Below are 14614 nucleotides of genomic sequence, written 5' to 3' on the forward strand. Positions count from 1 at the left end.
TTGCAAGTGGAGAGATGGACCCTGAACCGAGTTCAGGGTGACGGATAGGGAGAAGAACCATGAGAATTGCCACCACCATCGCCGCCGCACTGGTCGCCGCCGCCATAGCCAGCCCTGCCCTGGCCCAGAACGGTCCGCCGCCGAGCCCCTACACCCCGCGGGTCGACAAGCCGACCTGCACGATGGACGAGCTCAAGGCCGCGACCACCGCCTATGTCGAGGGCCAGAAGAAGGGCACGCTCGCCGCGCTGCCGCTGCACGACAAGGCCGAGTACCTGCAGAACATGAAGACCGTTCCGGCGGCCGACGGGCTGTGGAACACCGCCTTGCCCGTAGCTCACGCTATGAGCTTCCATGACCCGCTGCGCTGCAAGACCTTTTCCGAGGTCATCGTCACCGAGGGCACACCCTACGTGATCGGCACGCGGCTCTATCTCGACAAGGGCAAAGTCATCCGCGTCGATTCGATCGTCACCAAGAAGGGTGACTGGCTGTTCAATGCCAACGCCTATGCGAAGTACTCGAAGGCCGAGGATTGGGGGCCGCTGATGAAATACCAGCACACCCCGCCCGCCGAGATGATCCGCGGCGCGAACGCCTATCTCGACGCGTTCGCCGACAAGTTCACCGATATCCCGTGGGGCCAGCCCTGTGCACGGCTCGAAGGCGGCGCCTATACCAATCGCGAGGGCAAGCCCGACGCGAGCTGCGAGGTCGGCATTCCCAAGGGCGTGCTCTACATCGTCAACCGCGATTACCTGATCGATCCCGAGAAGGGCGTGATCAACGTGTTCTGCCGCTTCGGCAGCTCCGAAGGCGGCGCCGATGTGCACACCTTCCGCTACATCGACGGCAAGATTCGCGCTGTGCACACGCTGACCGCGATCCCCGGCCCGCAGGCCAACGACGAAGGCGGATTCGATCGAGCCGGAGTGAATCCCAACGCCTGACGGCATACCCTGCCCGCCGCGGCGTCGTATATTTCCTAATGCCGCCGCTCCCAGGCGGTGACATATTGCGAAGCGGTCAGGTTCTGGGAGTGGGAAGATGATTCGCCGTAAGATTGTGTTGGTTTCGGTTGGGACTGTCGCACTCGCCGCCGGGGGCGCGGCGCTGTCGCAGCAGCAGGTCAGTCCGCCGATCGCGCGCTACACCGTCGATGCCGGGACCACATCGGGGATGGCCGCGATGGCCGCCGGCGCCGGTGCTGGCGGAGTGCTCTCCGCGCTGCGCGGAGGCGGCGCCCAGGCCATCCACGAGCTGCAGCTCAGGCTCGGCTCGAGCCGAGCCCCGACCGGAAAGCCCGAGGGCGATCATTTCATGCCGCCGGCTGCCGGGCTCGGCGCGTCGGTCCCGCTGGTCACACCCGTCGATAGCCCCTCCCCGCGCGAAACCGGTGTGCCGGGCATGCCGCAAGGCCAGATGCCCAAGGGCCGCCTGCTGCTGTTCTGGGGCTGCGGCGAGCACGCCCCCAAAGGCCAGCCGGTGGTCATCGACTTCTCCAAGCTGGCGCGGGGTCAGGTCCCCCCCGGTCTTTTCTCGCAAGGCGTCAACCTGCCCGACGAGTGGAGCGTGACCCGACAGAACAGCAAGACCTACGGCGAGTGGCCCAATGCGAAAGACAGCAAGTCGGTGCCCGCCAATGCCTCGCTGCTCGGGGCGCACAGCGTCAAGAGCACTTATGCGCCCGACATCGCCTTTACCCTGTCCGACGACTTCATGGCGCCGCTCAATGCCGCCTCGCGCGACACGCCGAGCGGCGCGTTCGACTTGTCGTGGAACGCGCTTCCCACGGCGACCGGCTACTATGCCTGGGCGATGGGCGCCAACACCGACGCGCGCGGGGAAGCGAGCGACATGGTCTGGTGGACCTCTGCCTCGACCCAGCAGTTCGGCGGCAGTCTCGCCGAATGGCTCTCGCCCGCCGCGGTCAGGCGGCTGGTGGATGCCGGTACGGTGATGCCGTCCAGCCGGACCTCGTGCGCGATCCCGGCCGAGGTCCGCCAGGCCGGCGCACAGATGCCGATGATCAATCTTTACGCCTACGGCCCGCAAGCCGACTTCGCTTACCCACCGCGGCCCGCCGACGCCAAGGCCGCATGGAAGCCGGAATGGATAGCCCGCGTACGCTTCCGCGCAAACACCATGATCATGCATGGCATGCCGGGCATGGGTGGCTTCTCGTCCGGCGAAAACGGTAGCGGCAACGACGGCGCAAGCAGTAGTCCTCAAGCGCCGTCCGCTCCGGTCAAACCGCCCTGCCCCAAAGGCTTGAAGGGCATCGCCGCGCGCGCCGCCGGGCTCTGCGGCTAGGGCCTGGTTAGCACAGGGGTAACCACGGCCCTACCGCCCGGATTAACCGCCGCCTGCCAGGGTGCCGGCATGGCAAAAGGCAAGAGCGCAAAACTGGTCCAGTCCGGACCGAGGGATCGCACGGCCGGGCGCGAGCAGGTCGCCATCCCAGGCCGGTGTTCGATCGGCGGTCGCGAGGAGGAAGAGGTGCTGGTCACGGACTTGGGTCGCCACGGCTGCCGCATGCACACCGGCGCGGTCGGCGTGACAAGGTCCGAGCGCCTCGTCCTCATCCTCGCCGGCTGCGCGCCGATCCAAGGCTCGCTCAAATGGAGCAAGGGCGGCGCTCTCGGCGTGCGCTTCTCCGAACCGCTCGGCCAGGAGCAGCTCGAAACCTTGTGCGCCGAGCAATCGGCACCGAACGTCGTGCCCATCCGCAGCTAGGCAGCCGCACTCCACCCGCGAGGGGGAAGAAGCCTAGGCGCGCATCCCGAGATGTTGCCGCTACCGCTCATCCCAGCAACCGCCGCAGCCCACGCTCCAGGTCCGCGGCGGCCTGCGCCGCCAGCGTGGTCTCGGGCACCATCTCGAAGGCATGGATCGCGCCGGGATAGACGTGGAGTTCGCACGGCACCCCTGCGTCGATCAAGCGGCGGGCGTAGTCGAGGTCCTCGTCGAGAAACAGGTCGAGCGCGCCGGTGGCGATATAGGCAGGCGGCAGGCCTGCAAGATCGTCGGCCAGCGCAGGCGAAAACCAGCCTTTGCACTCGCCCGTCGGATCGTAATTGCCGCGTAGCGCTTCCCAGCCGAACCGGTTCTTCTCGTGGGTCCAGATCCATTCGCCGGTATGAGCGTTCTTCCACTGGCAGTCGGGCCCGCCGGTGCGCCAGTCGAGCATCGGGTAGACCAGCACTTGCCCGGCGATTTTCGGACCGGCTCGGTCGCGCGCCATCTGTGCCAGGCTGGCGGCGAGCCCGCCGCCGGCGCTCTCGCCCATCACCACGATGCGACTGGGATCGACACCGAGTTCGGTAGCATGGCCGGCAAGCCAGAGCAGCGCGGCGTAATTGTCCTCCTGCGGGGCGGGGAACGGGTTTTCCGGGGCGAGGCGGTAGTCGACCGAAGCGATCACCACGTCGTGTGCCTGCGCCAGAGGAAACTTGGAGATCGAAGTGTCGGCGGTGCCGACGACCATGCCGCCGCCGTGGATGTGGAGAATAGCGCCGCGGCCTGTCTCCTCGCTCGGCGGGTTCTGGATCACCAGCCGGACGTCGGGACCGTGCTCGCTCGGGGCGTAGACCTCGGTCACTGGAAACGGGGGCTTTGGCAGCTCGTCGGCGGAAAACAGGGGGTTGGCGCGGACATCGGCCAACGTCTCGGCGTTGAGCTCGACCGGCGGCATGTCGAGCATCGCGGCAATCTGCGGGTCGACGAGGTGGCGCGAGCGGCTCATGCGGCAATTTTCCAGACCGGCGTAGTGGCCGGGTGCTCGTCGTCGTTGGTCGGTTCGCCGCGTCTCGGTCGTTCGATCCGGCGGCGCTTGCGGCGCTGTCCGAAGACCCTCCGCAGCCGCGCCGCCATCTGGCTCGTTTGCGCTCGCAGCAGCGTGAAGCCCGTGCGGGAACGCGCCACGCTCGCCGCCGCCATGACCGCGAGCATTCCGTCGATATAAAGCGAGAGATCGAGAGCGTAGAGCACGAACAGGTCGGCGCTGCCGAGCGCGACGATCATTTCGCCCCCTATCGCGAGCAGGGCGAGGAACAGCACGGCGAAGATCAGGTGGTGACGTCGCATGCTGCCAAGCCGCTCAAGCGGTCGCTCGACGCCGTGCCGCAGCAACCAGTTCCCGAGCGGCGAGTCCGGCGCCAGTTTCATCACCAGCATCAGCGCGATCAGCAATCCGTAAACGGTCATCCGCGATCCTCCCCCTTCATCAGGTGGTCCCGCCACTCTTGCCCAGGTCGCCCAGCGCGTCCTTTAACAGGACCGAGGCGGCCATGTCGCCCGTTACGTTGACCACTGTCCGGCTCATGTCGAGCAGGCGGTCGACCCCGAGAATGATGACCAGGCCCGCGGCGGGAATGCCGAATCCGGCCGCCACGCTGGCGAGAATGCCCATGCTCACCCCCGGCGTACCCGGGGCCCCGATCGAAGAGGCGACCAGGGTCCCGATGATCAGCAACAACTGGCCGGACCCGAGTTCGATTCCGGAAATCTGCGCGAGGAACAGGATCGCGACGCTCTGGTAGAGCGCCGTGCCTGCCATGTTCATCGTTGCCCCGATGGGCACCACCATGCTGGCCACGCGATCGGGCACGCCGAAGCGTCGGGCGGTCTGGATGGTTCCCGGCATGACCGCCGACGAGCTCGAGGTAGAGAACGCCAGCACGAGAGTCTGTCCGGCCCGGGCGAGGAAGCGGCCCGGCCCGATCCTGCCGACAGCGGTGAGCAGGAGCAGATAGCCGAGAAACAGCAAAACCAATCCGAGCAGCACTGTCCCGACATAGGCGACGAGGCCGAGCAGGCTGTCGGCGCCGACCTGGATCATCAACTTCGCCATCAAGCCGAAGACCGCCAGCGGCGAGAGCAACATAGCCCACTGGACGATCGTCATCGAGACCGACAGCACGCCGTCCAGGAGCGCCAGCAGCGTGTCGGCTTTGCTCTTCTGGATACGAGTCACGGCGACACCGGTGAGAAGCGCGAGTATGACGATCGCCAGCAGGTCCCCCTGGATGATCGAGGCCGCCGGATTGGTCGGCAGAACGCCGGCCACGAGGTCGGGCAGGCGCGCAATGTCGAAGGCGGGCACGGCGCTGGGGAGGGGCGAGACCGCCGGGACCGGTACGTCGACCCGCTCACCAGGCGTGAACGCCAGCGCCAGGCTGACTCCGATGGTCGCGGCAAGGCTCGTCGACAGCAGGATGTAAAGTCCGAGGCGAAGACCGATCGCGCGCATCGCCTCGCTCGACGGAGTTGCCGCAAGTCCGCCGACGATCGAGGAAAAGACCAGCGGAACCAGGACGATGGCGATGAGGCCGAGGAAAAGCTGCCCTGGCAGAGCCAGCCAACCGCCGATGGCCTCGGCGGTCGAGCGGGGGACCAAGCCTGGCGCAGGACCCAGCAGCCAACCCGCAAGTACGCCCAGCGCCATAGCGATAAGGACCTGAGCCCAGAGGCGCGAGCGTACCCAGAGCCGCATCTTGGTGCGCTGGTGGTAGAGCCGGATGAGCCGTTCCGGCGTGACGTCGCGAAGCAGTTCGTCGGTCAGCACGCTCGCTTCCGCTTACTCCGGCGCAATATGGAACACGCGCTCGGCGTTGCCATGGCACAGCGCGTGACGCTCGGCCTCGGTGCAGGCGAAATCCTCGATGAATTTCACCGCGGGCTCCATCGGCTGGTAGGGATAGTCGATCGCCCACATCACGTTGTCGATGCCGAGCTTGTCGATCGAATAGCGCAGCGCCAGAGGGTCCTCGACGCCGCTGGTGGTAATGACGAAATTGTCTTGGAAATATTCGGCCATCGAACGCTTGGTCTTCTTCGAGCGGCCCGCCTTCTGCGCGCGGGTGTTCATGAAGTTGAGCCGCCAGAGCCAGAACGGCACCGCCTCGCCCATGTGGCCGATGCAGATCTTCAGGTTGGGGAATTCGTCAAACACCCCGCCTGCCATCATCCGCACTGCATGGGTGCCGACTTCCATGCCGTAGCCCCACATCGCCGAGTCCATGCCGTAGTCCTGCAGCGGACCCTTGAAGCCATAGGACGCGGCGCGCGGGTGGATGTAGATGCAGCGGCCCAGCGCCTCGGCGGCTTCCAGGATCGGCCAGAACTTCGGATCGTCGAGGTACTCGTCGTAGGTGTGGCTGTTGATCATGAAGCCGTTGAGCCCGAGCTCGTTTACCGCCCGCTCCATCTCCCTGGCCGCACGCTTGGGGCTGTGCGGGGCGAAGCTGGCGAGACCGGCGAAGCGAGTCGGGTACTTGCGGCACAGGGCGGCGAGCCGGTCGTTCGCAACGATCGCCAGCTCCATTGCGGTATCGGCATCGAACATCTGCACGCCGGGAGCCGTGAGCGCCATCAGGTGCATGTCGACGCCCAGCTCGTCCATTTGCCTGAGCCGGGCCTGCTCGGCGTCGAGCAACCCGTCGAGGAAGTTGACCCCGGCATACTGCGCGCCGCCGCCTTCCTGGTCGTAGATGCCCTTGACCAGCAGCTTGTCGAGGCTCTGCGAAGGGCCGTTGGAGACTTTCTTGAGCTCGGCGGCGACCTCGGGAATCGTCCAGGCTTCCTCAGTGGCGATCAGGCGGACTTTTCCGGACATCGACGCTCTCTCCGTGCTTTTTGACTTCGTCCCAAAGCTAGCCAGCCCCGCGCGCCGAGACCAGCGCCGATTGCGCCTGGCCCCCCGGAGCACGCGCGTCAATTCGAATCGATCTGGATGAAACTGGCTACCGGCCGCCCATTGGCGTCGAGCGCTGCGCTGTAGATGTCTCTGACCACAGACGCGCAAATTCTCTCTCGCCAGCCATCGTCGACATAGCCGGCTTGGACGACACATTGAGTTGGCTTGCCGTCGGCGTCGATCATCAGCCGAACGGGGACCATCATGCCGTCGCGGGAAACTATCTCGGTGGCCTTTTTGCGGCGGCGCTCGGCCCACCCGGGAAAATCGCTGGTAGGCTCGGGGGTGAGGATTTTCCGGCCTTCCCCGGCCGCGACGATCTGTACCGGGCGCGATAGCGATCGGTGGGCGACCGGATCGAAACCCCAGCTGGCGACCAGATCATCGATACAGCGATGCATGGCTGCGAACGGAGCTGCCATGCTTCCCGTTTCAAGCCTGATGGGCTGGAAGTTGCGAAAATCCAGTGTGACCGATTCCACGCTGCCTTCGAACGCCTCGACGGTCTGTCCTGCCATGGGCCGGAATCCAAGTCTGAACGATACTGCGCTCTTCCCCTCGAATGTGCCCGCTCGCAGGAGGAAGCGCTCGCGCTCGCCCGGATCGGGTGAATAGCCCACCCTAAGCTCGGTGATCGGCACGGCGCGCGATACCGGGACCAGCCCACCAACCAACGTCACCCGGTAGTTGAAGCTTGGCCCGTAGGCGTCGATCTCCAACCGGATTGCATCTTCGCCATCGCCGAACTGCCGGATAAGGCTGCAGCGCTCGTCGGCAAAATCGAGCCTCCATTGCGACGTTGGTTGGAGGACGAGCGGCATCTGGTCGACAGCGCTTGCCGGACTGGCTGCCAAAAGCACGACGATCAACGCGGCAAACGCGGATCGTTTCATGACATTCTCCCTCAGGTTGGGAGAAGATAACCCAACATATTCGTCAGACAAACACCATTGGTTTATATGATCATAGACGTGAAGCCGTCTTATTCGTAATGTGATAGCGAGCCGAGCCAGAGCACGAAGTCGGGACCATTACTGGCTGGTCGCAATCACCTCGCGTGTCCGAACAGCGTCCTCGAGCGATTTCACCCCAACGATGACGTAAGCGATCCGGCAATCCATGCTCACGCTCCCTTCGTCCGGGAAGTACGGCAGCGCGACTCGACGCGCTATTGCGAGAACGGCAACTTATATCGCGGACGCGCCAAATGGTGCGTAGGCGGTGCCGGCGACGGGAACCTTTCGCCGGCGCCCCGCGCGGATTTGTCGCGGAGGGTCTCTTCCGGTATCGATGGACCGGGACATGAGGAGGGAGCAGATGAAGTTACGCTACATTTCTGCCGCGTTGGCGGTGATTTCCACAGCGGCGGCGGGTCAGGTGCCGGGCTGGAACTATTACGAGCCCGGCGACGGCACAATCCAGGCCGTCGTGGTGGCGGCAGACGGCGCGCAGTTCATCCTCAAGTGCGACAAGCCGGGCAAGCGCGAGGTCGTCGGGATCGTGGCCAACACCGCCCAGCTTGCCCGCCCATTGCCCGACGGACAATTTGAAACTCAGCCAGTCGCCGTGCGTTTAGACGGCGGCGCGCCGTACGACGATCGCTGGCGCTTCAATGACCGCTTCGCGATGGCGCTCAACAAGGGCAACGAACGCTCGCTCGACCGGTTGCTTATCAAGCTGGTCGACGCAGACACGATGGAGCTGCGCCTCAAGCCGAGCAAGCAGCCCATGACGGTCCTGACCTTCGATCACCTCGCCGGGGCGCGCGAAGCGATCGAGCGGGTCTTCAACAGTTGCAAGGACGAGGTGCCTTTCGATTGAGCGGGAGCGAATGGCCAGGCCTCTCCCGTCACCCGAAGACTCCAGTTGGAGCAGCGCCGGACTCGGCAAGCGTGAGGCGCTGCGCGAATGGCGCGATTGGGCGGCGAGCACGATCGCGCCGATCGAGGTGCAGGTGTTCGACCAGGACAGCTTCGCCGCGCGCTGGGTCAGCCACGGCATCGGCCAGCTGCGCCTGCTCCACCTCCACGCCCCCGCGCAGCGGGTGACGCACACCGGCGCCGACGGGACAAGCGGCCGCGCCGCCCCATCGATACAGCTGGTCTACGCCCGGCGCGGCAGCCTCAGGACGCAGATGGCCGGCAAACGCTTCACCGTCGAGCCAGGGCAGTTCGTGCTGCTCGACAACACCCGCTTCTACCAGATGGAGATGGACGGCGAGCACGAAGCGGTCGACCTGATGATGCCGCAAGGCTGGCTCGAGAAGTACCTGCCCGATCCCGAGGAGCTGCTGGCCCGCCCGTTCGACAGTTCGCGTGGCTGGGGCGCCCCGCTCGGGGCGTTGCTCGAGGCCATGCTCGGCAACCTCGACGAGGCGCCCCTGCCGCGCTCGCTCATCGCCGAACAGGTCGGGCATCTGCTTGGCCTCGCCACGGGCTTCCCCGACCCGCCCGCCAGCTCACGTGCGGGCAGCCGACACCGCGGCCAGCTGGCGCGTGAAATCCTGCGCCGGATCGAAAGCGATTACGCCGAGCCGAACCTCTCGCCCGAGGCGGTGGCCGACAAGCTTGGCATATCGAAGCGCTACTTGCAGACGCTGCTCGCGGGCAGCGGGACCAGCTTCGTGCAAGAACTCAACGCCACCCGGCTCGATCGGGCGAGCGACCTGCTGGCCGATCCGCGGGCCGCCGGCCTGCCGGTATCCGAAATCGCCTGGCGCTGCGGCTTCCTCGACGCCGGCTATTTCACCCGCCTGTTTCGCAAGCGTTTCGGCATTACCCCGCGCGCCTGGCGCGCCGGCCACGCGCCGCAGAGCTGACGAAGAACAAGACAAAACAACCCGCGCATTTGTCCTGTTCGACTTGCGCACGAATCCTTGCGGGCGCGCCCCGCATGGGCTTACTCTCAGCTTCGAGGAAACCCTGACAGACGCCGATACGGCGCGCGGGCCCCATCTGAGAGGTTGCCGACCATGAGCCAAGACAAGTCCTTCCCCCTGCCCAGCTCGATCAAGGTCGTGCCCGGGACAGAGGCCGCGCAGGCCGCATACCCATACTACACCCAGTTCGTGCCCGAAGACGACGAGAAGTTCTGGTTCTACAACTCGATGCACTTTCCCGAACCGATGCATCACTTCGACATGATCACGGCGGAAGCGGCCTATGTCGCGCTGGGCGCGTTCAACACCCGGGTCCACGTGCTGCCGACCGCCAAGGGCATCGACCACCGGGTCATCAACGGCCGCGTCTACATCGGCGGCATCGCGGTGACCGACCCGGACGAGATCGAGGAACGGGTCGGCGAGTTCCAGAACCGTGCGTTCTACTACTACGAGAACTGGGAGGACCTCTACGCCCAGTGGAAAGACAAGATGAAGGCGCTGATCGCCGACGCGCAGGCGTTGCCGACCCCCTCGCTGCCCAAGTACGAACCGCTCGAGACGACCCACACCGGCAAGGGCATCGCCGCCAACCACGCGCTGCTCGACATCTACCAGAAGCAGATCGAAGGGTACCACCGGATGTGGCACCACCACTTCGAGTTCCTGCTGCTCGGCTACGGCGCGTACATGACCTTCTTCGATTTCTGCAAGAAGGCCTTCCCGGAGATAAGCGACCAGGCGATCAGCCGCATGGTCGCAGGGATGGAAGCCGAAATCTTCCGGCCCGACGAAGAAGTGAAGCGCCTCGCCCGCCGCGCAGTCGAGCTGGGCGTCGACGCGCATTTCATCGACGATGCCGACATCGACAAGGTCCTCGCCGATCTCGACGAACTGGGCGAGAAAGGACGGTCCTGGCTGGCGGAGCTCGAGACCAGCCGCAACCCGTGGTTCAACGTCAGCAGTGGCGACGGGTTCTACCATTACCATCGCAGCTGGAACGACGACCTTAGCCTGCCGTTCGCGGCCTTCCCGGGTTATATTGAGAAGATCAAGGCGGGCGTGGACCTCGAACGCCCGACGGCGCAGCTGATCGAGGAGCGTGAGCAGCTCGTCGCCGATTACCGCGAGCTGCTCGACACCGACGAGGACAAGGCGACCTACGACCAGCTGATCGGCCTCGCTCACCGCGTGTTCCCTTATGTCGAGGGGCACAAGTTCTACTGCGAGCACTGGTACACCAACCTGTTCTTCAACAAGATTCGCGAATTCGGCGCCCTGCTGGCCGAACACGGATTCTTCGGCCCCGAGGGCAAGGAAGACGACGTGTTCCACCTCAACCAGTACGAGCTGGAAAGCGCGATCATCGACCTGATGCTCGCTTGGGGCATCGGCGGGACCCCGCGCGGCCCCGCCCACTGGCCGGCGCTCGTCGCCCAGCGCAAGGCGGCGATCGAGGAATGGGGCAAGCACGGCTGCCCCCCGGCGCTCGGCAACGTGCCCGACGCGATCGACGATCCGGCGATCGTCATGCTGTGGGGCATCACCCGCGAAAACCTCGATGCCTGGCTCGAGGACGAAACCGAGAATGAAAAGGAGCTCAAGGGCTTCGCGGCGTGCTCGGGCGTGGTCGAAGGCACGGCACGGGTGGTCAAATCGGTCGCCGAAATGGGCCGCATCCAGCAGGGCGATATCCTGGTTTGCCAGGTCACCAACCCGACGTGGTCGCCGATTTTCCAGAAGATCGGCGCGGCCGTGTCCGACATAGGCGGTTCCATGAGCCACATGGCCATCGTCGCGCGCGAATACGGCCTGCCCGCCGTAGTCGGCACCGGCAAGGCGACAACGCTGATCAAGGACGGCCAGCGGATCCGCGTCGACGGTGGCCGCGGGACCGTGACCATCCTCGACGACGAACCGGTGCTGGAGGACGCGTGATCCGATGAGCGATGCGGTTGCCTGGTTCAGGGACGTCGGCATTGTCGACCGCCCGACGGTGGGCGGCAAGGGCGGCTCGCTCGGTGAGCTGACCCAGTTCGGGATCGCGGTACCGCCCGGGTTTGTCGTCACCACATCGGCGTTCGAGACTTTCCTCGAAGCGCTCGAGGCACGCGAACCGGTTCGCGCCAAGGTCGAGGCGCTCGACCCCAATGACATGGGGGCGGCCACGAAATTGTCGGAGGAACTGCGCCGCCGGGTAGTCGAGGAACCACTGCCGGCGGAGGTCGAGACGGCCATTCTCGCGGCGCATGGCGAACTCGGCGCCGGCGCGGTCGCCGTCCGCTCGAGCGCCACCACCGAAGATGCCGAGGACGCCAGCTTCGCCGGCCTGCAGGACACCTTCCTGTGGGTGCTGAGCGGCACAGACATGGTGCAGAAGGTGCGCGAGTGCTGGGGCAGCCTCTATTCAGTCGAAAGCATGACCTATCGCCGCAAGCAGGACTTCCCCGAAAGCAATGTCGCGATGGCGGTGGTCGTCCAGAGCATGGTCGATGCGCGCTGCGCCGGAGTGATGTTCACCCGCTCGCCGACCAGCGGCGACAAGTCGGTCATCACCATCGAGGGTGCGCCGGGCCTCGGCTCGGCGGTGGTCTCGGGCGAGGTCACCCCGGACCGCTGGGTTATGGGAAAGATTACCGGCGAGATCAGCGTGCGCGACATCTCCGACAAGCACGCCAAGCAGGTCATGGCCGAAGGCGGCGGCATCAGGGAAGTCGAGCTGGCGGGCGATGAACGCACCAAGCCGTGCCTGTCCGACGACGAGTTGCAGCAATTGCGCGAAGTGGGCCGCCGGATCGAGCGCCATTACGGCAAGCCGCAGGACATCGAGTGGGCCTTCGACAAGGACGGCAAGCTGATGATGCTGCAGAGCCGCCCCGAGACTGTGTGGGCGATGAAGGATGCATCGCGTCCGGTCGCCGAGCCGCAGGCCAACCCGCTCGCTCACGTCATGGGCATTTTCGGCGGGGGCAAGCGTTGAGCCTGACCGCTGCCGACATCGCCGAGATCGCCCGGCTGCTCGACGAATCTAAGTTCTCCAGCCTCAATCTCGAGATGGGCGGCTTCAAGCTGCGCATCCGCCGCGATGGCGGTGGCTGGGCCGGAGAACCTGCGTCGTTCGAGGAAACGCCTGAGCCCGAGCCCGCCCCCGCTCCCGAAGCGCCGGCTCCGGCCCTGTCGCAGGAAGCCGGCGCGGCCAGGGCCGGCGAGGTCGACGTACCGGCCCCGCTGCTCGGCAACTTCTATTCCTCGCCGCGCCCCGGCGACCCGCCGTTCGTCGAAGTCGGCGACACGGTCAACGAGGACACGACTATCGCCATCATCGAGGTGATGAAGCTGATGAACCCGATCCGGGCCGGGGTCTCCGGTACCGTCGTGGCGGTGCTCGCCGAAAACGGCAGCGCGGTCGAGGAAGGCCAGCCGCTTATCCGAGTGAAGGTGGGTTAGGATGAGCGCGAGGCGCCTCTCCACGTTCGTTCTGAGCCTGTCGAAGGGCGAGCCGGCTCAGCGGTTGCGCAGACGTGCTTCGACAAGCTCAGCACGAACGGTACTTGTGAGCGTGCATCGTGGCTGAGCTCCAGATCGTCGAAACTAGCTTGCGCGATGGCAACCAGTGCCTGTGGGGCGCGCTGGGCATCGATACCGCCAAGACGCTTACCATAGCTCCGGTGATGGAGCGCGCCGGCTATCGCGCGATCGACTTCACCACCAGCACGCACATGGGTGTGGCCGTCCGCTATAAGCAAGAGGACCCGTGGGAGCGGATTCGCGCCATGGCGCAGATCTGCAGGAACACACCCTTGCAGTTTCTCTCGACGGGCTTCCGCTTCATCGCCTGGGAGACCGCGAGCCCCGAGTTCATGGAATTGGCCTTTCGCACGCTGGCGGGCAATGGCATCCGCCGCTTCGCGCTGGCCGATCCCAACAACGATGCGGCATCGAACGTCGAGGTTGCAAAGCTGGTAAAGCGCGCGGGCGGCGAACAGGTCGTCGGCGCGCTGGTCTTCACGCTCAGCCCGATCCACGACGATGCGCATTATGCAGAGGCGGCGCGAATCATGGCGGCCAGCCCCGACATCGGATCGCTCTATATCAAGGACCCGGGCGGGCTGCTGTCGGCCAAGCGCGCGAGCACGCTGATCCCGGCAATCATGGCCGAAATCGGCGACAAGCCGCTCGAACTGCACAACCACTGCACCACCGGCCTCGCCGAGCCGGCCTGCCTCGAGGCCGCCGACCTCGGCGTGGCGGCGGTGCAGTGCGCCAGCGGCGGCGCCGCCGACGGGACCAGCAACCCGCCGATCACCCGGATGATCGCCAACCTCAAGGCGATGGGCCATAGTGTCGACATCGACGAGGAGGCCGCTCGCGAGGTGGCCGAATATTTTACCGCGCTAGCGGAAGCGGAAGGTCTGCCGATGGGCCGTCCGATGCACTTCGATGCGGCCTACCTGCGCCATCAGCTGCCCGGCGGCATGGTCGGCACGATGCGCCGCCATCTCGCCGACCACGGCGTGCCCGAGCTGGAAAGCAAGGTGATCGACGAGATGGGGCGCGTACGCGAGGAGCTCGGCTGGCCGATCGTGATGACCCCGTTCGCCCAGATGCTGCAAACCCAGGCCATGCTCAACGTCACCGGCAAGGAGCGCTACGGCGTGATCCCCGACGAGATCATCCGCTATGCGCTCGGCAGGTTCGGCCGGCCCAACGTGCCCATCGCTGACGAGGTGATGGACCGGATCATGGCCAATCCGCGCACCAAGGAGCTCGAGGCCGAACCCGGCATGGCCGAACTTTCGGACCTCAGGAAACGGATCGGCAGCAATCTTTCCGACGAGGAATTCCTGCTGCGCGCGACGATGCCGGCGAACCTCGTCGATGCGATGCGGAAAGCCGGCCCGGCGCCGCGCGAATACGATCCCTCAACCGTGGCGGTGATGAACCTCATGCGCGACGTCCTCAAGCGCTCCGATATCGACGGAATTGCAATCGAGAAGGACGAGTTCAAACTGGAACTCGAAGCGTGAACCGTTCAGGCC

The 14614-nt window shown here is 65.6% G+C and carries 14 protein-coding genes; 9 read left to right on the forward strand and 5 right to left on the reverse strand.

Translation table 11 applies throughout. The features are described from left to right. The first annotated feature begins 59 nt into the window (after nt 1–59). From Q7I88_RS15130 to Q7I88_RS15140, 3 genes are all read left to right on the forward strand, one after another. Nucleotides 60–950 (forward strand): DUF8021 domain-containing protein, encoded by an 891-nt coding sequence (locus tag Q7I88_RS15130; RefSeq protein WP_305096735.1) that lies wholly within the window; start codon nt 60–62, stop codon nt 948–950. 97 nt (nt 951–1047) lie between these two features. Next, entirely contained in the window at nt 1048–2313 is a 1266-nt protein-coding gene (locus Q7I88_RS15135) for a hypothetical protein (protein ID WP_305096736.1), read from the forward strand. A 69-nt stretch (nt 2314–2382) separates the two neighbouring features. Beyond that, nucleotides 2383–2736 carry a hypothetical protein gene (locus tag Q7I88_RS15140; RefSeq protein ID WP_305096737.1) on the forward strand — a complete coding sequence of 118 codons (354 nt, stop codon included), beginning with the start codon at nt 2383–2385 and terminating at the stop codon, nt 2734–2736. A gap of 67 nt (nt 2737–2803) precedes the next feature. On the opposite strand, the gene Q7I88_RS15145 is transcribed toward Q7I88_RS15140, so the two are convergent. The 5 genes from Q7I88_RS15145 to Q7I88_RS15165 all read right to left on the reverse strand — a co-directional run bounded on the left by Q7I88_RS15145 (nt 2804) and on the right by Q7I88_RS15165 (nt 7590). Further along, nucleotides 2804–3745 (reverse strand): alpha/beta hydrolase, encoded by a 942-nt coding sequence (locus tag Q7I88_RS15145; RefSeq protein ID WP_305096738.1) that lies wholly within the window; start codon nt 3743–3745, stop codon nt 2804–2806. After that, entirely contained in the window at nt 3742–4206 is a 465-nt protein-coding gene (locus Q7I88_RS15150; protein WP_305096739.1) for a hypothetical protein, read from the reverse strand. Before Q7I88_RS15150 ends, Q7I88_RS15145 begins: the two co-directional genes overlap by 4 nt. A gap of 19 nt (nt 4207–4225) precedes the next feature. Then, nucleotides 4226–5566 (reverse strand): dicarboxylate/amino acid:cation symporter, encoded by a 1341-nt coding sequence (locus tag Q7I88_RS15155; RefSeq protein ID WP_305096740.1) that lies wholly within the window; start codon nt 5564–5566, stop codon nt 4226–4228. A 12-nt stretch (nt 5567–5578) separates the two neighbouring features. Beyond that, nucleotides 5579–6616 carry an amidohydrolase family protein gene (locus Q7I88_RS15160; RefSeq protein WP_305096741.1) on the reverse strand — a complete coding sequence of 346 codons (1038 nt, stop codon included), beginning with the start codon at nt 6614–6616 and terminating at the stop codon, nt 5579–5581. 98 nt (nt 6617–6714) lie between these two features. Next, a complete protein-coding gene (locus Q7I88_RS15165; RefSeq protein ID WP_305096742.1) occupies nt 6715–7590 on the reverse strand; it encodes a hypothetical protein in 876 nt (291 codons plus the stop codon). A gap of 424 nt (nt 7591–8014) precedes the next feature. Here Q7I88_RS15165 and Q7I88_RS15170 point away from each other — a divergent pair, with 424 nt between their 5' ends. From Q7I88_RS15170 to Q7I88_RS15195, 6 genes are all read left to right on the forward strand, one after another. Continuing rightward, nucleotides 8015–8518 (forward strand): hypothetical protein, encoded by a 504-nt coding sequence (locus Q7I88_RS15170; protein WP_305096743.1) that lies wholly within the window; start codon nt 8015–8017, stop codon nt 8516–8518. Nucleotides 8519–8528: 10 nt separating this feature from the next. Further along, nucleotides 8529–9515 (forward strand): helix-turn-helix domain-containing protein, encoded by a 987-nt coding sequence (locus Q7I88_RS15175; RefSeq protein ID WP_305096744.1) that lies wholly within the window; start codon nt 8529–8531, stop codon nt 9513–9515. Nucleotides 9516–9668: 153 nt separating this feature from the next. Next, nucleotides 9669–11513, forward strand: a complete 1845-nt coding sequence (locus Q7I88_RS15180; protein ID WP_305096745.1) for a PEP-utilizing enzyme — start codon at nt 9669–9671, stop codon at nt 11511–11513. 4 nt (nt 11514–11517) lie between these two features. Next, nucleotides 11518–12555 (forward strand): PEP/pyruvate-binding domain-containing protein, encoded by a 1038-nt coding sequence (locus Q7I88_RS15185; protein ID WP_305096746.1) that lies wholly within the window; start codon nt 11518–11520, stop codon nt 12553–12555. Then, entirely contained in the window at nt 12552–13022 is a 471-nt protein-coding gene (accB, locus tag Q7I88_RS15190; RefSeq protein ID WP_305096747.1) for an acetyl-CoA carboxylase biotin carboxyl carrier protein, read from the forward strand. Before Q7I88_RS15185 ends, accB begins: the two co-directional genes overlap by 4 nt. Nucleotides 13023–13141: 119 nt before the next feature. After that, nucleotides 13142–14602 (forward strand): hydroxymethylglutaryl-CoA lyase-like TIM-barrel protein, encoded by a 1461-nt coding sequence (locus Q7I88_RS15195; protein ID WP_305096748.1) that lies wholly within the window; start codon nt 13142–13144, stop codon nt 14600–14602. The last annotated feature ends 12 nt before the right edge of the window (nt 14603–14614 follow it).

Origin of the sequence: Croceibacterium aestuarii (assembly GCF_030657335.1) — a bacterium.
In the GTDB taxonomy this organism is placed as follows: domain Bacteria; phylum Pseudomonadota; class Alphaproteobacteria; order Sphingomonadales; family Sphingomonadaceae; genus Croceibacterium_B; species Croceibacterium_B aestuarii.